The organism is Bordetella sp. (assembly GCF_057362025.1).
Genome location: NZ_JBMQQZ010000003.1, coordinates 172,107 through 191,041 on the forward strand (window position 1 = coordinate 172,107; position 18,935 = coordinate 191,041).

Annotated in this window: 19 protein-coding genes, 1 tRNA gene and 1 pseudogene; 16 read left to right on the forward strand and 5 right to left on the reverse strand. The window is 64.6% G+C overall.

Annotation, left to right across the window (positions count from 1 at the left end; translation table 11 throughout):
• Positions 1-23: 23 nt before the first annotated feature.
• The 4 genes from ACO1P8_RS01985 (at position 24) to ACO1P8_RS02000 (ending at position 3,666) form a co-directional block, all read left to right on the forward strand.
• A complete protein-coding gene (locus tag ACO1P8_RS01985; protein WP_094844485.1) occupies positions 24-989 on the forward strand; it encodes an acetyl-CoA carboxylase carboxyltransferase subunit alpha in 966 nt (321 codons plus the stop codon).
• 107 nt (positions 990-1,096) lie between these two features.
• A complete protein-coding gene (gene tilS, locus ACO1P8_RS01990) occupies positions 1,097-2,077 on the forward strand; it encodes a tRNA lysidine(34) synthetase TilS (RefSeq protein ID WP_486294344.1) in 981 nt (326 codons plus the stop codon).
• Between the two features lie 139 nt (positions 2,078-2,216).
• Positions 2,217-3,482 carry an aspartate kinase gene (locus ACO1P8_RS01995; RefSeq protein ID WP_094840962.1) on the forward strand — a complete coding sequence of 422 codons (1,266 nt, stop codon included), beginning with the start codon at positions 2,217-2,219 and terminating at the stop codon, positions 3,480-3,482.
• A gap of 91 nt (positions 3,483-3,573) precedes the next feature.
• Positions 3,574-3,666, forward strand: a tRNA-Ser gene (locus ACO1P8_RS02000).
• A 285-nt stretch (positions 3,667-3,951) separates the two neighbouring features.
• Here ACO1P8_RS02000 and ACO1P8_RS02005 read toward each other — a convergent pair.
• Positions 3,952-4,932 carry an AraC family transcriptional regulator gene (locus ACO1P8_RS02005; RefSeq protein ID WP_486294255.1) on the reverse strand — a complete coding sequence of 327 codons (981 nt, stop codon included), beginning with the start codon at positions 4,930-4,932 and terminating at the stop codon, positions 3,952-3,954.
• 103 nt (positions 4,933-5,035) lie between these two features.
• On the opposite strand from ACO1P8_RS02005, the gene ACO1P8_RS02010 reads away from it, so the two are divergent.
• The 3 genes and pseudogenes from ACO1P8_RS02010 to ACO1P8_RS02020 form a co-directional block, all read left to right on the forward strand.
• The gene (locus tag ACO1P8_RS02010) at positions 5,036-6,097 is read left to right on the forward strand and encodes an aldo/keto reductase (RefSeq protein WP_486294256.1); all 1,062 of its coding nucleotides are present in this window, start codon (positions 5,036-5,038) and stop codon (positions 6,095-6,097) included.
• A 72-nt stretch (positions 6,098-6,169) separates the two neighbouring features.
• Complete coding sequence (locus tag ACO1P8_RS02015; protein ID WP_486294257.1) at positions 6,170-7,180, forward strand: SDR family NAD(P)-dependent oxidoreductase; 1,011 nt, start codon at positions 6,170-6,172, stop codon at positions 7,178-7,180.
• A gap of 85 nt (positions 7,181-7,265) precedes the next feature.
• A pseudogene (locus ACO1P8_RS02020) lies at positions 7,266-7,346 on the forward strand (DUF1153 domain-containing protein); the annotation flags it as partial.
• Positions 7,347-7,466: 120 nt separating this feature from the next.
• On the opposite strand, the gene ACO1P8_RS02025 reads toward ACO1P8_RS02020, so the two are convergent.
• Entirely contained in the window at positions 7,467-7,766 is a 300-nt protein-coding gene (locus tag ACO1P8_RS02025; RefSeq protein ID WP_486294258.1) for a BrnA antitoxin family protein, read from the reverse strand.
• Positions 7,744-8,022 (reverse strand): BrnT family toxin, encoded by a 279-nt coding sequence (locus ACO1P8_RS02030; protein WP_486294259.1) that lies wholly within the window; start codon positions 8,020-8,022, stop codon positions 7,744-7,746. Before ACO1P8_RS02030 ends, ACO1P8_RS02025 begins: the two co-directional genes overlap by 23 nt.
• Before the next feature lie 693 nt (positions 8,023-8,715).
• Here ACO1P8_RS02030 and ACO1P8_RS02035 point away from each other — a divergent pair.
• Positions 8,716-9,549: a hypothetical protein gene (locus ACO1P8_RS02035; RefSeq protein WP_486294260.1), complete on the forward strand. Its 834-nt coding sequence runs from the start codon at positions 8,716-8,718 to the stop codon at positions 9,547-9,549.
• A 200-nt stretch (positions 9,550-9,749) separates the two neighbouring features.
• Here the strand turns inward: ACO1P8_RS02035 and ACO1P8_RS02040 are convergent, their stop codons facing one another.
• The gene (locus ACO1P8_RS02040; RefSeq protein ID WP_486294261.1) at positions 9,750-10,289 is read right to left on the reverse strand and encodes a GNAT family N-acetyltransferase; all 540 of its coding nucleotides are present in this window, start codon (positions 10,287-10,289) and stop codon (positions 9,750-9,752) included.
• A 65-nt stretch (positions 10,290-10,354) separates the two neighbouring features.
• On the opposite strand from ACO1P8_RS02040, the gene kdsA reads away from it, so the two are divergent.
• The gene (gene kdsA / locus ACO1P8_RS02045) at positions 10,355-11,209 is read left to right on the forward strand and encodes a 3-deoxy-8-phosphooctulonate synthase (protein ID WP_486294262.1); all 855 of its coding nucleotides are present in this window, start codon (positions 10,355-10,357) and stop codon (positions 11,207-11,209) included.
• Positions 11,210-11,246: 37 nt separating this feature from the next.
• Here the strand turns inward: kdsA and gcvA are convergent, their stop codons facing one another.
• Entirely contained in the window at positions 11,247-12,152 is a 906-nt protein-coding gene (gene gcvA, locus ACO1P8_RS02050) for a transcriptional regulator GcvA (protein WP_486294263.1), read from the reverse strand.
• Between the two features lie 174 nt (positions 12,153-12,326).
• Here gcvA and leuC point away from each other — a divergent pair, with 174 nt between their 5' ends.
• The 7 genes from leuC (at position 12,327) to ACO1P8_RS02085 (ending at position 18,839) form a co-directional block, all read left to right on the forward strand.
• Complete coding sequence (gene leuC / locus ACO1P8_RS02055) at positions 12,327-13,805, forward strand: 3-isopropylmalate dehydratase large subunit (protein ID WP_486294264.1); 1,479 nt, start codon at positions 12,327-12,329, stop codon at positions 13,803-13,805.
• Between the two features lie 76 nt (positions 13,806-13,881).
• Positions 13,882-14,520 carry a 3-isopropylmalate dehydratase small subunit gene (leuD, locus tag ACO1P8_RS02060; protein WP_486294265.1) on the forward strand — a complete coding sequence of 213 codons (639 nt, stop codon included), beginning with the start codon at positions 13,882-13,884 and terminating at the stop codon, positions 14,518-14,520.
• Positions 14,517-15,401, forward strand: coding sequence for an isocitrate lyase/PEP mutase family protein (locus ACO1P8_RS02065; protein WP_486294266.1), 885 nt, complete (start codon positions 14,517-14,519; stop codon positions 15,399-15,401). Before leuD ends, ACO1P8_RS02065 begins: the two co-directional genes overlap by 4 nt.
• A 42-nt stretch (positions 15,402-15,443) precedes the next feature.
• The gene (locus ACO1P8_RS02070) at positions 15,444-16,448 is read left to right on the forward strand and encodes an ABC transporter substrate-binding protein (protein WP_486294267.1); all 1,005 of its coding nucleotides are present in this window, start codon (positions 15,444-15,446) and stop codon (positions 16,446-16,448) included.
• 2 nt (positions 16,449-16,450) lie between these two features.
• On the forward strand, positions 16,451-17,341 hold the full coding sequence (locus tag ACO1P8_RS02075; RefSeq protein ID WP_486294268.1) for an ABC transporter ATP-binding protein: 891 nt from the start codon (positions 16,451-16,453) through the stop codon (positions 17,339-17,341).
• On the forward strand, positions 17,338-18,090 hold the full coding sequence (locus ACO1P8_RS02080; RefSeq protein WP_486294269.1) for an ABC transporter permease: 753 nt from the start codon (positions 17,338-17,340) through the stop codon (positions 18,088-18,090). Before ACO1P8_RS02075 ends, ACO1P8_RS02080 begins: the two co-directional genes overlap by 4 nt.
• Positions 18,087-18,839 (forward strand): ABC transporter permease, encoded by a 753-nt coding sequence (locus tag ACO1P8_RS02085; RefSeq protein ID WP_486294270.1) that lies wholly within the window; start codon positions 18,087-18,089, stop codon positions 18,837-18,839. The genes ACO1P8_RS02080 and ACO1P8_RS02085 overlap by 4 nt, the downstream gene beginning before the upstream one ends.
• Positions 18,840-18,935 lie beyond the last annotated feature (96 nt).

An 18,935-nucleotide genomic window follows, 5' to 3' on the forward strand; every position in this document is an offset into this window, starting at 1 on the left:
CCCAACAACGGAACCACACCTACATGCGCAATACCTTCCTGGATTTCGAACAACCGCTGGCCGAGCTCGACAACAAGATCGAACAGCTGCGCTTCGTGCAAGCCGACTCCGCGGTCGACATCTCCGACGAAATCGCACGCCTGCAGCAGAAAAGCCAGGCCCTGGCCAAGGAAATCTACGGCAAACTGACGCCGTGGCAGACCGCATTGGTCGCGCGGCATCCGCAGCGTCCCTACACCATGGACTACGTGCGGGAGATCTTCACGGATTTCCATGAACTGCACGGCGACCGCATGTTCGCCGACGATCAGTCCATCATCGGCGGCCTGGCCCGCTTCAATGGCACGTCCTGCATGGTGATCGGCCACCAGAAGGGCCGCGACACCAAAGAGCGCGCGATGCGCAACTTCGGCATGCCGCGCCCCGAAGGCTATCGCAAGGCAATGCGCCTGATGCGCCTGGCGGAAAAATTCGGCATCCCGGTTTTCACCTTCGTCGATACCCCGGGCGCCTACCCCGGCATCGGCGCGGAAGAACGCGGGCAGTCGGAAGCCATCGGCCACAACCTGTACGCCATGGCGGAACTGCGCGTTCCCATCATCGCCACCATCATCGGTGAAGGCGGCTCCGGCGGCGCTTTGGCCATTGCCGTGGGCAACGCGGTCCTCATGCTGCAGTACGCCACCTATTCCGTGATTTCCCCCGAAGGCTGCGCGTCCATCCTGTGGCGCAGCGCCGACAAGGCGCCGGAAGCCGCCGAAGCGCTGGGCATCACCGCGCCGCGCCTGAAAGACCTGGGCCTGATCGACCGCGTGGTCAACGAACCCGTCGGCGGCGCGCATCGCGATCCGCGCGTCATGGCCCGGCTGCTGCGCCGGTCCCTGGGCGACACCCTGCGTCAGCTGTCCGGCATGAGCGCCGACCAGCTGGTCGAACAGCGCCTGCAACGCGTCCTGGCGTACGGTCGCGTCCAGGAAGCGCGCACCTGACCTTCCCGGGACCGCGCGCCATGGCCACCGGCGACGAATCCGACCCTGTTGGCCGCGCCAAGCCCGCATCCGGTCCCGAGGACGCGCGCATCGTGCTGATGCGTCCGCTGCGGCATGCGCTGTCGGCGGCCCGCGCGGAATCGATCCCCGTGGGCGTTGCCGTCAGCGGCGGCGCCGATTCCGTCATGCTGGCGGTCCATGCGGCCGAGGTGGCGCGGGGTATGGGCGTCCCGCTGCATCTTCTGCATATCCACCACGGCTTGTACGAACAGGCCGGCGACTGGGCCGATGCCGTGCGCCGGCTGGGCGAGGCGTTGCAATGTCCCGCGCACATCATGCGCGTCCAGGTGGCAGCCGGCGGCGGTACCGGCATCGAGGCCGCCGCGCGCCAGGCGCGCTACGCCGCGCTGGGGCAGGCGGCGGCGAGCCTGGGACTGCGCCACATCCTGCTCGCCCATCACCGTGACGACCAGGCGGAAACCGTCCTGCTGCGCCTGCTGCGCGGCGCCGGACCGGAGGGGCTGGCGGCCATGTCGCCAGCCACGGCGCGGGACGGCGTCGTCTACCTGCGGCCCTGGCTGGATATCCCCCGCGGCCGCATCCGCGACGCCGCGGCAGCCTATGCGGCCCGGCAAGGATGGATGCCGGTGCAGGATCCCTCCAATGCCGACGAACGCTACACCCGCGCCGCCCTGCGCAACCTGCTGGTGCCCGCCCTGGATGCGCGATGGCCCGGCTGGCAGGCCATCGTCGCGCGCCATGCCCGCCTGGCGCGGGAAGCCGCGCAGATCCTGGGCGAGGTCGCCAGCGCCGATTTCGCCGGGCTGGATCCCTCTGCCACGGGCGACAGCTTTTCCCTGGCGGCATGGCGATCCCTATCGGCCGCCCGGCAGGCCCACGTCCTGCGCTACTGGCTGGGACGGCAGGGCGCGCGCATGCCCACAGAGGCGCGGCTGGCGGAGCTGCTCAAGCAATTGCGGCAACTGCATAGCCTGGGGCACGACCGCCAACTGGTCTGGAACCATGCCGGCCACCGCGTGCGTTGCATCCGGGGACGGGTCAGCGTCGAGCCACGGGAAGCGGCCTGAACGCCGGACGGTGGCGGCTTGCCAACGGCGCATCGTGGACACCGTCCGGCCGCCTTTCCAGCGCTTTTTCCACGGCACGGTAAAATAGCCCACTTTTGCCTGCCGGGCATGACCGGCAGATTTCCAGCCAGAGTACGAGATGTCCCTGATCGTTCACAAATATGGCGGTACCTCGATGGGCTCGGTCGAGCGCATCAAGAACGTGGCGCGCCGCGTCGCGAAGTGGCATGCCGCCGGCCACAAAGTCGTGGTCGTGCCATCCGCCATGTCGGGTGAAACCAATCGCCTGCTGGGCCTGGCACGCGAGATCGCCCCGCAGCCTGACGGCCGCGAACTGGACATGATAGCCGCCACCGGCGAACAGGCGTCCAGCGGCCTGCTGGCCATCGCGCTGCACGCCGAAGGCGTGGAAGCGCGCAGCTACGCCGGCTGGCAAGTGCCCGTCCGTACCGACTCTGCCTACACCAAGGCCCGCATCACGTCGATCGACGATGCGCGCATCCGTGCCGACCTGGACGCCGGCCGTGTCGTGATCGTGACCGGTTTCCAGGGCGTCGATGACGAAGGGCACATCACCACGCTGGGTCGCGGCGGTTCCGATACGTCCGCCGTCGCCGTGGCCGCCGCCATCAAGGCCGACGAATGCCTGATCTACACCGATGTGGATGGCGTGTACACGACCGACCCGCGCGTCGTGCCGGAAGCGCGCCGCATGCCGGTGGTGTCCTTCGAGGAAATGCTGGAAATGGCCTCGCTGGGCTCCAAGGTCCTGCAGATCCGCTCCGTCGAGTTCGCCGGCAAGTATCGCGTCCCCACGCGCGTACTGTCCTCGCTGACCGACCCCATGATTCCGCTCGACGAGGAAATGCGCTCGGGCACGCTGATTACCTTTGAGGATGACGAAAAAATGGAAGCCGCCGTTGTCTCCGGCATCGCCTTCAGCCGCGACGAAGCCAAGATCACCCTGTTGGCCGTGCCGGACAAGCCGGGCGTCGCCTATTCCATCCTGGGCCCCGTCGCCGCCGCCAACATCGACGTCGACATGATCGTGCAGAACCAATCGGTCGCCGGCACCACGGACTTCTCCTTCACCGTCAACCGCAACGAATTCCTGCGCACCATCGACGTGCTCAAGCGCGACGTCATGCCCGCGGTGCACGCCCGCGAACTGGTCACGGACGACAAGGTCTGCAAGGTGTCCATCGTCGGTATCGGCATGCGCTCGCACGTCGGCGTCGCCAGCCTGATGTTCCAGACGCTGTCGAACGAAGGCATCAACATCCAGATGATCAGCACCAGCGAAATCAAGACTTCGGTGATCATCGACGACAAGTACATGGAACTGGCCGTGCGCTCGCTGCACAAGGCGTTCGGCCTGGACCAGGCGCCGGGCGAAAAGGCCTAAGGGTAGTGTTGAAACCCTGCTGCCGCCCGGCGCTGTTGCGGCCGGATGACAGCGAAACCGCGGTTCTTTATGCTAGAATCGCGAATTCTTCGGAGACGTGCCCGAGAGGCTGAAGGGGCTCCCCTGCTAAGGGAGTATGTGGCTAAAAACTGCATCGTGGGTTCGAATCCCACCGTCTCCGCCAAGAGCTTGCACAGACTTGGCTCGCATTGCCCCAAAACCCGCACAGCGTAAGGCTCTGCGGGTTTTTGTTTCCTGCTAACTTCACGGCACCGAATTTCGCCACAGCTGGCCGCGATTTCAGGCCAGCTGCCGTGTAGCCGACCTGGGCGTGGCTGGAGTGCGGCTGCCCCCACGTCATGCCATTGCCCAACGATACGACCAGGCACTCGACTTTCGGTGAGCATCATGGCGCCTAGGGCCGGGTGCTCAAGGGTGCCCATCATCCAAATCCGCTCGGCCGCCTCTTCTAAAATCCGGTTGCGCCTGCCTTGCTGTCAGTTTGCGGTGTTTCGCCATCTCCCTGCACGGTTCTCCTGTATTGGCCGGGCGCAACATCCATCACGCGCTTGAACGCATTGCTGAAGGCACTTTCGGACGCGTACCCAACCGTCGCCGCGGCCTCGGAAATTGAAGCGCCCGCCCGAAGTTCGCGGCGCGCCAGATACATCCGCCATTGGGTCAGGTAAGCGAGAGGTGGAATGCCCATTATTTCGCGGAATCGAACCGCAAGCGATGTTCTCGACATCCCGGCTTTTCTTGCAAGCTCTTCCAGGCCCCAGTTGTGGGACGGTTCGCCATGAATGCTACTGAGCACAACGGCCAGCCGTTGATCACCAAAGCCTTTCAACCAGCCACCATCGCCGTTTGACGCTTGAGCCAAATAGGCTCGCAATGTCTGAACGAACAATAATTGCGTTATCCCCGCTATGACGACGGCACCGCCGGGGCGTCCTCCTTTCATTTCCGACACCAGTTGTTCAAGCAACCAGGAAAGCGGCTCGGCTTCGCCCGTAGTTCCTCGCACATGAATGAGAGGCGGCAAACCGTTCAAGAGTAGCGATTGCCGATCGGCATCGACTTGCACTGTGCCGCCCAGCATGACGAAGTCGCGGCCTTGCCCAAGCTGAAACTCGCCGTCGTCATCTCTAACGAGAGGCGTGGTCGTTGCTCTCTGGATCAGGGATGCGGCGCTGGCCAGCGTCAGCGTGCGTGTGCCATTGGTGATCAAGACATCGCCCGCGTCCACCCTGGCCGGCTCGGACATGCCATCGATCGAATACCAGCAGCCTCCCTCTGTGACCGCGCAGAATTTGATCGCGTCCAGATTGGCGAAGCGGCGTGCCCAAGTTCCGCCAGCTACGACTCGCCCGGACAAGCGGCACCTCGCTTGAAGGAAATTCAGCAGGTCCGAGAGCGGATCGGCTAACAAAATTGAACTCTCGCGCATAAAAATTGAACGGATACGACTTCTTCGTACGTCGCCGACACCCTACCATGCAAAGAGGCTATTCGTCATTGGCAGAATTTTCTGACCTGGACAGGAGAAATCGTTGCCTCTCAATCACTATGTCACGCTCGGCCGTTCAGGCTTGCGCGTGAGTCCGTATTGCCTCGGAACCATGACCTTCGGCGAAGACTTCGGTTGGGGCGCAAGCTCCGAAGAGTCGTTCGCCATGCTCGACGAATATCGAAATCGCGGCGGGAACTTCGTGGATACGGCCAATATCTATACCGCCGGCCATTCCGAGCGGATCATCGGCGACTATCTCAAGCAGAACAAAGTCCGGCGCGACGAGATCGTGCTTGGCACGAAGTTCTATTGCAACCTATTTCCGGGTGACCCGAACGGTGGTGGCGCCGGACGCAAGGCGCTCGTTCAGCAGTGCGAAGCCTCGTTGAACCGGCTCCGGAGCGACTACATCGACATCTACTGGCTGCACAACTGGGATCGGATGGTACCGATCGAGGAAACGTTGCGTGGCCTCGACGATCTCGTCACGGCGGGCAAGATCCGTTATGTCGGGTTCTCGGATATCCCTGCCTGGAAGACGGCCGAGGCCCAGACGATCACTCGTTTCCGCGGATGGGCGCCGATCATCGCGCTGCAACTCGAATATTCGCTGCTGGAACGGACGAGCGAGGGCGAACTGTTTCCGATGGCGCAAGCGATGGGAATGGGCGTCATGCCGTGGTCACCGCTCAAGAGCGGTTTCCTGAGCGGCAAGTTTCGGCGCGGCGGTGCAGGCCAGATCGATACGAAGCGTACGAGCATGGTCGGCGTGCCGGGCGAGGCCGACTACGACATCATCGAAGCCGTCCTGGAGCTTGCATCGGAGCTTGGCATCAGCCCCGCGTCGGTGGCGCTGGCCTGGGTCCGCTTGCAGGCTGGGGTCACATCCACCCTGATCGGTGCCAGGCGGCTAGATCAGCTCAAAGCCAATCTCGATTCTCTCGAAGTGACGTTGTCCGCCGAGCATATCGGCAAACTCAGCCTGGTCTCCAAGCCGAAGCTGAATTTCCCGTCCGAGAACAACGCAACCCTGGCGCCGATGCTGGCGTTCTCCGGCATGACGGTCGATGGCCGAACCGTGCCGCCATTTTCCCGGGCCTGATGGAAGTGAGATGCCACGCCATCGCATGGGGCACCACGAACTTGGTTTGATCAAGGAAAAGAAGATATGGCAATGAGCACAGCACAAGCACCCATCGGTTCAGGCTTCAGTCGCGCCTCCACGACCGCCGACGTCATCAAGGGCATCGATCTGGTCGGCAAGGTGGCTATCGTTACGGGAGGTTATTCGGGCCTCGGGCTTGAAGCGGCACGCTCGCTTGCGTCTGCCGGTGCGCGCATCATCGTGCCGGCGCGTGATGTCGAGCGTGCGCGCAGAGCCGTCGCCGAAGTCGGTGGCGGTATGGAGGTTCAATCGATGGATCTCACCGATCCTCACTCGATCGATGACTTCGCACGCGATTTCGTTGAAACGGGCCTGCCACTTCATCTACTCATCAACAACGCCGGCATCATGGCGCTGCCCGAGCTGAAGCGCGACGCTCAAGGCAATGAACTTCAGTTTTCCACCAACCACCTTGGCCATTTCAGACTGGCTCTGCGACTTTGGCCGGCACTCAAGCGCGCCGGTGGCGCGCGCGTCGTATCCGTCTCGTCCGCTGGGCACCGCTTCTCGCCGGTCGTCTTCAACGACATCAATTTCGAACGCCGCGATTATGAACCTTTCAAAGCCTACGGTCAGTCGAAGACCGCCAACATCCTCTTCGCGGTTGGCCTCGATCGGCGAGGCAAGGACGAGGGCATTCGCGCATTCGCGCTCCATCCGGGTGGAATCGCGGGGACGAACCTCGGCACGCATGTGGGGGTGGAAATGCTGAAAAAGACCGGATTCGTCGATCAGAATGGGCGCCCGGTCATCGATCTGGCCCGTGACTTGAAATCGGTGCCGCAGGGCGCGGCCACCCATGTCTGGTGTGCGGTCAGTCCGCAACTCGATGGTAAAGGCGGGGTGTTCTGCGCCGATTCCGATATCGCTCCGATTCTGCCAGATGGCAACTCTTTCGGTCTGTCTGAAGATCGTGCCAATCGCGGCACTGGCGTCCTAGCCTATGCGGTCGACCCGGACGCGGCCGAAGAACTCTGGCGCAGAAGCGAGGAAATCACCAACGTCTCCATCCAGGGCTAGTCCCAATGCGACGAGGGTGCGCTTGCCCCTCGACACTGCGATTTACGAAAGGACCTGGAGAAATGAACACGCGACGCCTCTGTAGATGGAAGAAGACATCAAACGTTGGACAGCCAAGTGCAAAAGCGCGCTGGTGCTGGGCATCATCCAGGGCAAGACCAGCGTGCGCGTGGGTGGATATGTCTAATCGGTGCTTGATAAGTTGGAATAAGGTGTATTCCCGCGGATCGACGAGCGGCCGATAAGCCAAATCCAAGACCGACGTATGCAGGTGGTGCCATCGCCCTTAAAGAACGCCTTTTTCTACCGCCTCGCGCAGTACCTTATTCACACGAGTCTGCCAGCCCTTGCCGGACCGGCGCAAGTGTTCCATGACGTCCGCATCGACTCGCATGTTTAGCGTGGGGCGCGTCACCAAGACACGCGGCCGACCAGGGCGCGTGACTTTGGCAGCATTCCAATACGCGCGCACCGCGGCCTCGTCGTTCGGGTCGTAGGGGTCGGTTTTCGGATTATGGGGCACAGGTGTTTCCGCTGCCGCCTCCGCCTTGACCCGGTCCCAATCAGTTTTGCTGTGCTTCTTCATACAGCCTCCGTTCGATCTTTGACGCGCGGCGCAGGGAAATCGCACGTACCGAGTTGCCTCGAATCATGTACACCAAGACCAGGACAACGCCAGCCACTTCCACCATCGCCACGTCCATCAGCCGGTTTTCGCCCCCGCGCATTGACTGCAGCGTGACCTTGTTCGGCGCTTCGTAGACCAGCAGCGCATCGCTGAGCGATAGGCCGTGCTTGGCGATGTTGGCGGCGTCTTTGGCTGGATCGAACTCAAGATCCATAAAATAATTGTATGGGCAAAAATAATAGTTGTCTATGCATCAAACCTTGTCCTGACAGGGGGGCGTCCGCCGTTAACAGCGCCGCGCATCCCGCTGCCGGAAGCGAGCTTCGGCACAGGTGGATTGGATAAGGCACGGCTCATCGCGTGTCGTTCCAGTGCGTCATATAGGCCAAAAACTTGGCGATCTTTGTGCTGGCAGTGCCTAAACTCGCATGAACTTGGTTTTGCGGGTTTTGTTACCTGGTAGCCGGGACGCGCATACCGTGTCCTAGTCGATGCGATTGATCAGTGCCTGCTCATGCCTGAGCAGGACTGCACGGCGCGTCTTGTGTTCCTGTCATCTCTGGCAAGCCGCGGTAACAGTAGCGTTTAATGCCGTGGTTCCAGTACGACAAAATCGCCCAGGAAATCGGACTCCGGCCCGAGAGGGACGGATGGCGACGGCCACTTACTTGCGCATTGCTTTCAATGCGCGATAAGGAGCCCTCATATGTCTATTACCTCAGTCAATTCCAATCCCGGTCCTGCCTACGCCGGATACCAGGCCCCCACCGCGCCGCAGGGCGGCACGCTCGGCGCGGCAGAGGCATTCGCTTCCTACGAGGCGCCCACGGCCTCTTCCGCCCAACCGGACATCGGCCGGGGTGCATTCCTATCCAATGGAATGTGCGGCACGCCTTCTTACGAGACCGTGCAGCTGCAGGAAAAAGTCGGACTGATCAACCAGGCCCAACAAGCGGTGAAAACCCTGGTCAACCGTATGCGGCAGGACCCGACGCTGGGTCCGAAGTCCGCAGCGGCCCAGCGTGTCGGAACCTTGCAGGCCACATACGACTTTGTGATCTCCGAGACCAAGAAAAGCGGTCTCTACGGCACCCTGCAGCAGGCTGCCGTACAGCGGCTGAAGGATTCCGGCAACTACGAGGGCCTGGTCAGCCAGGTACGGGAGAAGGAAGCGGCCATGGGCCGCACGCGCGATCGCGCCTGGGCCGAAAGCTGGATCGAAGGCCAATTCGACTACGACCGCGTCGACGCCAATCATCAGGAAGGCCAGCTTTATTTCGATTTGCGCGCGGTCGATGGAGAAGTGCGGGCCCTTCCTGGCAATACGGGCGCCGCCGCTTTCTTCGGCTCCAAGGCAGACGTCTTTGCGCGTGGGCCATTCTCGATCGAATTCGGCGGGACCGTCAAACAGCCGCTCTATACGGTGGAAAACAGGATTACCGGTGAAAAGACCGCACCGCGAGCCTTCGATTCGCGCGGTACGGTGATAGAAGCGGACGGCCTGCGCGCCGAAATGTTCGGAACGCCGGCACCTGGCGATTCGTTTTCCATTTACAAACCCGCCCAAGGGTTCGGGCGGCAGTCCGAATATCAGGTGGGTCATCTCGATTCCCTAGATATGATCTCGGTGGAGAACAGGAAGATAGACCTGTTCAATGCCCTGTTTGGCCCCGCCATTCGCGACGGGGGAGCGAAGCTGCCCAGCAGCATCATCCAGAACTTCATCTATACGCCGGTTTGATGTTCTCCAGCGACGCAGCCCTGATCGGGTACCCCAGGCAAGCTTGCCAGTCCGGGCATGACGGGCCGCCGGACATGGCTGCGTAAGGAGATCCAGGCAAGAACCCGCATGGCATTGCGCCCTGCGGGTTTTTTTTGCGCCCCGGCCTGCTACGCGGAGTCCCGTTGCCGGTCTTCCTTCACAAGACCCGTAGCGATCGCCTAAGCCGGCAATGCCTTGCTCATGACCGCGCTGCGGTAGTTGGTGTGCTTCCATTGCGCGTACTCGATGAAGCGGTAACCGCGCGACGAATACCAGCGCCTGAGATGCGTGGCGGGTTCCGCCGTATCGAGGGCGATTTCGCGCGCGCCTGATTCCCTGGCGCGCTTTTCGGCCAGGGCCATCAGGCGGTTGCCCAGCCCGGCTCCCTGGATCAGGGGATCCACGGCCAGTTGTGCCAGGCTGGCGATATCCGGCTGGTCCAGCCATGGGCTGCCACGTGTGCGGTCCGTGGGCTTGAAAAGCACGGTGCCGACGATCGCGCCATCCAGCACTGCCAGATGGCATTCCCCCATGGCCATGCGTTGCCGCGTGATATCTACGGTCTGGTCGACGGCCATGTAGCGCAGGCCCATGTCGCCGAGCCGCGCATAGGCGCGGTGCAGCAGGGCGGTCAGCTCGGCGGCGTCGCGATCGGGGGATGCCAGGCGGAAATCGATGGCGTCGGGAAGCGCGGGGCGGGACGTGCGCGTGGCGGGCATGTTCATTTTCTTGAAGCCGGGCCGGGAGACTATGATTCTACTTTTCTTCTGTCCGGACCCCGACCATGTCTCAGTCCCTTGTTTCCATTACGCCGGATATCGCTTGCGGTAACGATCGGCCGTTCGTGCTTTTTGGCGGCATCAATGTGCTGGAATCGCGCGACCTGGCCTTGCGCTCGTGCGAGCACTACCAGAACGTCACGCGCAAGCTCGGTATCCCTTACGTTTTCAAGGCGTCTTTCGACAAGGCGAACCGCTCGTCCATCCATTCCTATCGCGGACCCGGCCTGGAAGAAGGCCTGCGGATATTCGAAGCCGTGAAAACCGAGTTCGGCGTGCCGGTGCTGACGGACGTGCACGAGCCCTGGCAGGCGGATCCGGTCGCCCAGGTGGTGGATGTCCTGCAATTGCCGGCCTTCCTGGCGCGGCAGACGGATCTGGCGGTGGCACTGGCCAGGACCGGCCGCGTGATCAACATCAAGAAGCCGCAGTTCATGAGCCCGTCGCAGATCCAGAACGTCGTCGAGAAAATCGTCGAGGCGGGCAATGAACAGATCATCCTGTGCGATCGCGGCACCAGTTTCGGCTACGACAACCTGGTGGTCGATATGCTGGGCTTCGGCGTGATGAAGAAAGTCAGCGGCAACCGTCCGGTGATCTTCGACGTGACGCACGCGCTGCAGCAGCGTGCCGCCGGCGCGGCGGCTTCGGGCGGACGCCGCGAGCAGGTCGTCGAACTGGCGCGCGCGGGCATGGGCGCGGGCCTGGCCGGACTGTTCCTGGAGGCCCACCCGGATCCGGACAACGCGAAATGCGACGGCCCCAGCGCCTTGCCGCTGGACAAGCTGGAGCCTTTCCTGACGCAGCTCAAGCGTCTGGATGATCTGGTGAAGTCTTTCGACCCGCTCGATATCGCCTGAGCGCGCGCCGCCTGGCGATGCCCGCGGCCCTGCGGGCTTATCGGGCGGCTTCCTCCATCTGCGCGGTCTCCTGGACGATCCATTCCTCGAAGGCCTTGATCATCGGCGTATCCTGCCGGCCCTTCGGGTAGGCCAGGTAGTAGGCGTTGGCGGTGTTCACCCGCAGCGCCAGGGGCGCCAGCAGGCGCCCGGTGCGCAGGTCGTCCTCTACGAAGGCGCGCTGCGCCATGACGATGCCCAGTTCGTCGGTGGCCGCCTGATAGGCCAGCGCGGAGTTCTCGAACTTCAGGCCGCTGTTGCCGTCGATGGTCGTTACGTTGGCGGCGGCCAGCCAGTCCGGCCAGTCCGACGCGCGGTGCATGGAGCACAACAGCACGAAACGCGAAAGATCCGCGGGCTCGCGCGGGGGAGGGGCGTTCCTGAACAGGCCGGGGCTGCAGACCGGCAGCAGGATCTCTCCGAACAGCTTGCGGCAGATCGCCCCCGGGATCGGCGCCGGCCCGGAATGGATGCACAGGTCGACTTCGTCGCGATCGAATTCCACTTGCTGGTGCGAGGTCGTGATGTGCACGTCGATGTGGCGATACAGTGCGTGAAAGCGCGCCAGCCGGGGCACGAACCAGCGAATGGCGAACGTGGGCGGCAGCTTGATGCGCAGGATGTTGTCGGTGGGCCGTGCCCGCAGCTGGCGCGTCTGCGTTTCGATCAGGTCGAATGCGGCGCGCAGGGTCGCCGCGTAGCTGGCGCCCTCGACCGTGGTCTCGATGCCATGGCGCAGGCGCAGGCAGAGCTGGACACCCAGCCAATCTTCCAACTGACTGACGTGGCGGCTGACGGCGCCCTGGGTGACGGAAAGTTCCTGGGCGGCGCGGGTCAGGCTGCCGTTGCGCGCGGTGGCCTCGAAGGCCCGCAACGCGTTCAAGGGTGGAAGGCGTCTGGCCATGTGCTCTGAGTTTTTCTCAAGGGACCCTGCATAAATTTTGGTTTGAAGCGCCAGGGCTTGCATTTATCCTAACGCAAAATCTCCGCGAAGAATAAAGCGGAAAACCGCACGGCAGGATCGCGCGGCGATGGATAAGCCGGGTTGCGCTGCAGCATCCCTGGAGGAGAAAAAATCATGCCACGCATCGCTGGCGGCGACGCCGCCCGGCCGCGTTCGAAGGTCCAGGACCCGCGGAGCGGGGGCGACTCCCCGCGGACCGTCTTCGATAGGATCTGGGACGCGCATCTGATCGATCGGCTGGACGACGGCCGCGACCTGGTGTTCGTCGACCGCCACGTGCTGCAGGAAACGACCAGCGCCGTCGCCTTCGCCGGGCTGGCGCGGGAAGGCCGTACCGTGCGGCATCCCGAACTGACCATCGCCACGCAGGATCACATCGTTTCCACCCGGCCGGGACGCGACGAGGACAGCTACCCCGGCGGCCGCGAACTGCTGACGCTGATGCGCGCCAATGCCTTGCAAGGCCATATCCGTCATTTCGGCATCGAGGATCCGCGCCAGGGCATCGTCCACGTCATTGCGCCGGAACTGGGGTTCGCGCTGCCGGGCAGCATCCTGGCCTGCGGCGATAGCCATACATCGACGGCCGGCGGGCTGGGGGCGCTGGGCATCGGCGTCGGCACCAGCGAGGTCGAACATGTCCTCGCCACGCAGACCCTGGCACTGGCGCGGCCCCGCACTATGCGCGTGCGGTTCCAGGGGCGGCCGGGTGCGGGTATCGCGGCCAAGGACCTGATCCTGCTGGCCATGGGCGCGCTGGGCGTGGCGGGCGGGCGCGGCTGCGCCGTCGAGTATGTGGGCGACGCCGTGCGCGCATTGCCGGTGGAAGGCCGTCTGACGCTGTGCAATATGTCCATCGAGCTGGGCGCGCGGCTGGGCCTGGTCGCGCCCGACGAGGCGACCTTCGAATATGTGCGGGGACGCGAGTTCGCCCCCGCGGGCGCGGCGTTCGAGCAGGCCGTGCGGGCGTGGCGGGCGCTGCGCAGCGATGCCGATGCGGTTTTCGACCGCGATGTGGCGGTCGACTGCGCGGACATGGCGCCGCAGGTCACCTGGGGTACGACGCCGGCCCATGTCGGCGGCGTGGACGGCCGTGTTCCCGACCCCGCCGGTTACGCCGACGCCAGGCAGCGCGAGAGCGTCGCGGCGGCCCTGGACTACATGGGTTTGACGCCCGGCATGCCGCTGGAGGGCATCCCCGTGGATGTCGCCTTCATCGGATCCTGTACCAATTCCCGTCTGTCCGACCTGCAGGCCGCCGCCGCCGTCGTGCGGGGCCGGCGCGTCGCCCCGGGCGTGCGCGCGCTGGTGGTGCCGGGCTCCATGGCTGTCAAGCGCGAAGCCGAGGCGCTGGGCCTGCATCGCGTGTTCCGCGACGCCGGGTTCGAATGGCGCGAGGCCGGCTGCTCCATGTGCGTCAGCATCAACGATGACATGGTGCCCGCCGGCGCGCGCTGCATCGCCACCAGCAATCGCAATTTCGAGAACCGCCAGGGGCCGGCCAGCCGCACCCATCTGGCCAGTCCCGCCATGGTGGCGGCGGCCGCGCTGCGCGGGCATATCGCCGACGTGCGCAAGGAGATGCTCCCATGAGACCGATCGCGCGTGTCCGCGCGTGTGCCCTGGGCAGGATGCATCCGGCGCATACGCGCGCGAGGGAGACGACGGCATGAGGCAACCGGTGCGCGAGATCGCGGGCGTCATGGCGGCGATGCCCATGGCCGACATCAACACCGACGCCATCATTCCGTCGGTATGGCTGCGTACCGCGACCGCCGACATGGGCAAGGGCCTGTTCGGCGGCTGGCGCTACGACGAACAAGGCCGGGAGCGGCCGGACTTCATCCTGAACCGCGAGCCCTATCGTCGCGCCCGCATCCTGCTGGCGGACGAGAATTTCGGTTGCGGCAGTTCCCGCGAAGCGGCGGTATGGGCGCTGGCGCAGTTCGGCATCGGCTGCGTGCTGGCGCCCAGCTTCGCCGACATCTTCTACGAGAACGCCTTCCGCAACGGCCTGGTGGCGGCGATTATCGACACCGGGGCCTTTCAGGCATTGCGCGCCGCGGCCCAAGACAGCGCCGAGCCCACCTGCCGCGTCGATCTGGCGACGCTGACCGTGACCGGCCCGGACGGCGCGACGCATCCTTTTTCCATCCCGGTCTCGCGCGCGCAGGCGCTGATGCGCGGTGACGACGAGATCGCCATGACCCTGTCCCTGTTGCCGGCCATCGAGGCGCACTATGAACGCCGGCGCGCCGAATCCGGCTGGTTGTTCCCCGCCGCGTTGCAAAGGAGTACCGCATCATGACCCGTCCCAGCCTGCGTGACGCGCTCAAGCGCGAAACGCCGCTGATCACGCCGCTGGCGCACGACGCGCTGTCCGCACGCATGATAGAGCAGGCCGGCTTCCAGGCTTTCGCGGTGGGTGGTTCCGCCATGCTCGCGGCGCGGCATGCGTATCCCGACATCGGCCTGATCGGCCTGGCCGATATGGCCGACGGCCTGCGCGACATCGCCGCCGCGTCGAGGCTGCCCTTCCTCGCCGATGCCGACGACGGCTATGGCGACGTCAAGAGCGTGGCGCGGCTGGTTGCGCAGTACGAGGCCATCGGCGTCAGCGGATTCCTGCTGGAAGACCAGAGCCGCGACCACAAGCAGCAGCGCGCCGACAAGGCGGCCCTGGTGGTGGACGAGGCCGTCATCGAAGCCAAGCTCAAGGCCGCGATGCAGGCCCGCCGCAATCCCGACACGTTCATCATCGGCCGCACCGATGCCTACGGTCCGCTGGGCCTGGATGCGGCGCTGCGGCGGGCCGAGCGATTCCTGAAGCTGGGCGTGGATGGCGTGTTCATCGCCGGCCTGCGCCGCGAGGAAGACTATCGGCGGGTCGGTGCGTCCTTGAAGGGCGCCTATCTGTCGGCGGCCATGTTCGAGGGCGGCGACACGCCCTGGCTCAGCCCGGCCGAACTGGGCGCGATGGGATACACACAGGTTTCGTATCCGGCCAGCCTGATCCTGCGGGTGGTGCGGGCCCTGCGCGACGGCCTGGACGCGCTGCGGCGCCATGCCGACGGCACGACGCCGCTCGCGCCCATGGCGGACGGCGCCGACGTGCGCCAGGCACTGGACCGCGCGACCGACCTGGCAGGCTGGCGCGCGATCGAGGGCAGCCAGCCGCCCCATCCGTGACGTCACTATCCACGCAGCAAACCAAAAGAACCGGAGGAGACCATGCAGAAACGATACGACAGAACCGCGTTGATACGGCGCGCCGGCGCGGCCTTGCTGGGCCTTGCCCTGGCGGGTGCCGCACAGGCCGAGGACATCGTCGTCAGCAACTACGGCGTTTCCGCCAATGGCATGCCATTCGCGGTGGCCATGGCCAAGGGCTTCTTCAAGCAGGAGGGCGCCAACGTAACCGGCATCCTGACCTCCGCCGGCGGCGGTACCACGCTGCGCAATATGCTGGCCGGCAATGCGCCGTATGCGGAGGTGAATCCCAACGCGGTCATCGCCGCCGCACAGCAAGGCGCCGACATCAAGATCGTCAGCGACAACGTCCTGACGGTGGCGGAGTTCGTGTGGGCGGTGAAGAAGGATGCGCCCATCCACTCCGTCAAGGACCTGAAGGGCAAGAAGATGGGCTACACCAACCCCCGATCCACCAGCCAGGCGCTGGCCACGCTGGTGCTGCAATCCGGCGGGCTGAAGACGGAAGACGTCGAGCTGGTCAAGACCGGCGGCTTCGGCGAAGGCATTGCCGCGCTGGATACCGGCCTGGTGGATGTCACCCCGATGCCGGAACCGCTATGGTCCAAGTATCGCAACAAGTACCGCGCCATCGCCGTGGCCCAGGACATGCTGCCGCCTATCGCCAATGTCATCGGGATCGCCGCCGGTTCGGGCGTGTCGCCGGAACGCGAGGCCTTCATCAAGGGGGTGATCCGCGCGCGCCGGCTGGCGGTCGAGTATATGGAAAAGCATCCAGACGAATCCGGCGACATCGTCGCCAAGGTGTACAACCTGGAGCCGGCCGTCGCGCGCGCGGCCGTGCGCAACCTGGTCGCCAGCCGCACCAATGGGATCCCGTACTGGGGAGCCGGCGAGATCCATATGGACGGCCTGAAACGCGCGGTCGACGTGCAGAAAATGGTGGGCGCCATCAAGGGCGATGTCGACCTGGACAAGCTGATCGACACGCGCTATCTGCCCGACGACCTGAAGAAGGTGAAGTAGCCATGTCACGCGTCGCGCAAGTCTATCCGCATGCCTTGCCCGGCCGCCGGGCCGGCGACCCCAGGACCGGCGCGCCCGCGGCCGTCCACGTTTCCATGCGCGGCGTGGACAAGCTGTTCGCGCGGCCGGCGGGCGGTCCCGACGATACGCTTCACGCGCTCGGACCGATAGATTTGGAGTTGCGCCAGGGCGAGTTCTTTGCCGTGGTGGGGCCGTCCGGCTGCGGCAAGAGCACGCTGCTGGAGCTCGTGGCGGGGCTTTCCACGGCCACGCGCGGCGAGGTGGCCTTCGAGGGCGAGCCCATCGTCGGGCGCATTCCGGACGGGGTCGGCGTGGTGTTCCAGGAGGACGCGTCCTTTCCCTGGCTGACCGTGCGCGAGAACATCGCCTTCGGCCTGCGCCGCCAGCGCATCGAGGCCGCGGAAAAAGCGCGGCGCGTGGACCGCGCGCTGGCGATGATGGGACTGGCGCCGTTCGCGCAAAGCTATCCCGCCCAGCTGTCCGGCGGCATGCGCCAGCGCGTTTGCATCGCCCGTACGCTGGTGACCGAGCCGCGCCTGATCCTGCTGGACGAACCCTTCGGCGCCCTGGACCAGCAGACCCGCCTGCTGATGGGCGACGAGGTCCTGAATCTCTGGCGCAAGACCGGCGCGACGGTGTTCCTGATTACCCACGCACTGGACGAGGCGGCGATGCTGGCCGACCGGATCGGTGTCATGTCGGCCAGGCCGGGAAGATTGATCGATATCGTCGAAACCGGCTGGCCGCGCGATCGCGACAGCCGCATCGTGCAGGACGAACGCTTCGGCGCCATCACGGCGAGGCTGTGGCGCGCGCTGCGCGAAGAGTCCATGAAATCGATAGGCGCCATGGCGCCCGGAGGACAATCGTGAACCGGGCCCGCGTCTGGCGCATCGCCATCCTCCTGGCTTGCGTGGCGCTGCTGGAAGCGCTTTGCCTGACCGGCGTCATCGACAAGCTGACCATGCAGCCGCCGCATCGCATGATCGTGGACCTGGTCAACATGCTGGTGTCGGGTTCGTTGAACGGCGCCATCGCCAAAACGCTGGGCAATGCCGCCGTCGCGTTCGTCGCCGCGGTGGTGCTGGGCGTATCGGGCGCCATCGTGATCCACCGGCTGCGTCGCGTGCGGGACACGCTGGAACCGCTCTTCGCCACGTACTACGCCATTCCGGTGTTCGCCTTCTATCCGCTGCTGATCATTGTCTTCGGCCTGAATGCGGCGCCGCAGATTTTCATCGGCGCGATGCTGGGCGTGGTGGCCGTGATCGTCAACACCCTGAACGGGCTGGACCGCGTGCCCGGCGTACTGCTGAAGACGGCGCGCGTGCAGCACATGGGCGTGCGCGAAACCGCCTGGCGCATCACGCTGCCGTATGCCGCGCCGTATATCCTGACCGGCGCGAAGCTGGCGGTGGCCTATTCGCTCATCGGCATCATCGGGGCGGAGTTCATCATGTCCAACGGCGGCATGGGCTACGAAATCAGCTTCGCCTACAACAACTTCGACAACAAGACCATGTACCCGCTGATCCTGCTGATCCTGCTGGTGTCCGTGTCGGTCAATATGCTGTTCGCGCGCTGGGAGAAGGCGATCCTGGCGCGCAGGGGATTGCGATGAACCGCCGGCCTTCCATCCTGCGCAATACCTTCACCCTGCTGGTCGTGGTCGTGGCCGCCTGGCAGATACTCTACTGGCTGGTGGGCGACGTGGCCCTGCGTTCGCCGGCGCAGACGCTGGAATTCGCGCTGCGCTTCGTGACGACGGCGCAGTTCGGCGCGCACCTGGCCGAAACGGCACGGGCCTTCGGGATGGCGCTGGCGCTGGCCGTGACCATCGGCCTGGCGATCGGCTTCGTGCTGGGCGGGCACCGCTTCCTGGGCGAAGTATTCGAGCCGATGCTGATCGCGCTGTATTCGATCCCGAAGATCACCCTGTATCCGATCCTGCTGCTGGCCTTCGGACTGGGCATATCCTCCAAGGTGGCGTTCGGCACCATCCATGGGGTGATCCCCATCGCGCTCTTCACGGTCAACGCGGTGCGCAATGTACGCGCGGTACATCTGAAAACGGGCAGGGTCATGGGCCTGGCGCCGTGGGACATGGTCACGCGCATCATCTTCCCGTCCGCGTTGCCGGAAATCTTCGCCGGATTGCGCATCGGTTTTTCGCTGACGCTGATCGGCACCTTGCTGGGAGAAATGTTCGCTTCCCAGCGCGGGCTGGGGTTCCTTTTGATGAGCGCCATCGGTCTGCACAACGTCGACCTGATCATGACCTTGACGGTGCTGCTGAGCCTGTTCGCCGGGACGGCCAGCGTGATCCTGCTGGCGATCAATCAGCGGCTGCGAGCCAGGATCAGCCCCTAGGGTTCTGCGGAAGCCCGCCGGCGGCGCGGCGGACTGGGGCAATTTGTCCAGTCACCCGTGCGAAGATTCGCGGGTACACTGGCGAACGAATCTCAT

Coding starts and splice junctions, on each gene's coding strand:
- ACO1P8_RS01985 (WP_094844485.1), top strand. CDS start 24: ATGCGCAATACCTTCCTGGATTTCGAACAACCGCTGGCCGAGCTCGAC.
- ACO1P8_RS01995 (WP_094840962.1), top strand. CDS start 2,217: ATGTCCCTGATCGTTCACAAATATGGCGGTACCTCGATGGGCTCGGTC.
- ACO1P8_RS02005 (WP_486294255.1), bottom strand. CDS start 4,932: ATGCGCGAGAGTTCAATTTTGTTAGCCGATCCGCTCTCGGACCTGCTG.
- ACO1P8_RS02015 (WP_486294257.1), top strand. CDS start 6,170: ATGAGCACAGCACAAGCACCCATCGGTTCAGGCTTCAGTCGCGCCTCC.
- ACO1P8_RS02025 (WP_486294258.1), bottom strand. CDS start 7,766: ATGAAGAAGCACAGCAAAACTGATTGGGACCGGGTCAAGGCGGAGGCG.
- ACO1P8_RS02030 (WP_486294259.1), bottom strand. CDS start 8,022: ATGGATCTTGAGTTCGATCCAGCCAAAGACGCCGCCAACATCGCCAAG.
- ACO1P8_RS02040 (WP_486294261.1), bottom strand. CDS start 10,289: ATGCCCGCCACGCGCACGTCCCGCCCCGCGCTTCCCGACGCCATCGAT.
- kdsA (WP_486294262.1), top strand. CDS start 10,355: ATGTCTCAGTCCCTTGTTTCCATTACGCCGGATATCGCTTGCGGTAAC.
- gcvA (WP_486294263.1), bottom strand. CDS start 12,152: ATGGCCAGACGCCTTCCACCCTTGAACGCGTTGCGGGCCTTCGAGGCC.
- leuC (WP_486294264.1), top strand. CDS start 12,327: ATGCCACGCATCGCTGGCGGCGACGCCGCCCGGCCGCGTTCGAAGGTC.
- leuD (WP_486294265.1), top strand. CDS start 13,882: ATGAGGCAACCGGTGCGCGAGATCGCGGGCGTCATGGCGGCGATGCCC.
- ACO1P8_RS02065 (WP_486294266.1), top strand. CDS start 14,517: ATGACCCGTCCCAGCCTGCGTGACGCGCTCAAGCGCGAAACGCCGCTG.
- ACO1P8_RS02070 (WP_486294267.1), top strand. CDS start 15,444: ATGCAGAAACGATACGACAGAACCGCGTTGATACGGCGCGCCGGCGCG.
- ACO1P8_RS02075 (WP_486294268.1), top strand. CDS start 16,451: ATGTCACGCGTCGCGCAAGTCTATCCGCATGCCTTGCCCGGCCGCCGG.
- ACO1P8_RS02085 (WP_486294270.1), top strand. CDS start 18,087: ATGAACCGCCGGCCTTCCATCCTGCGCAATACCTTCACCCTGCTGGTC.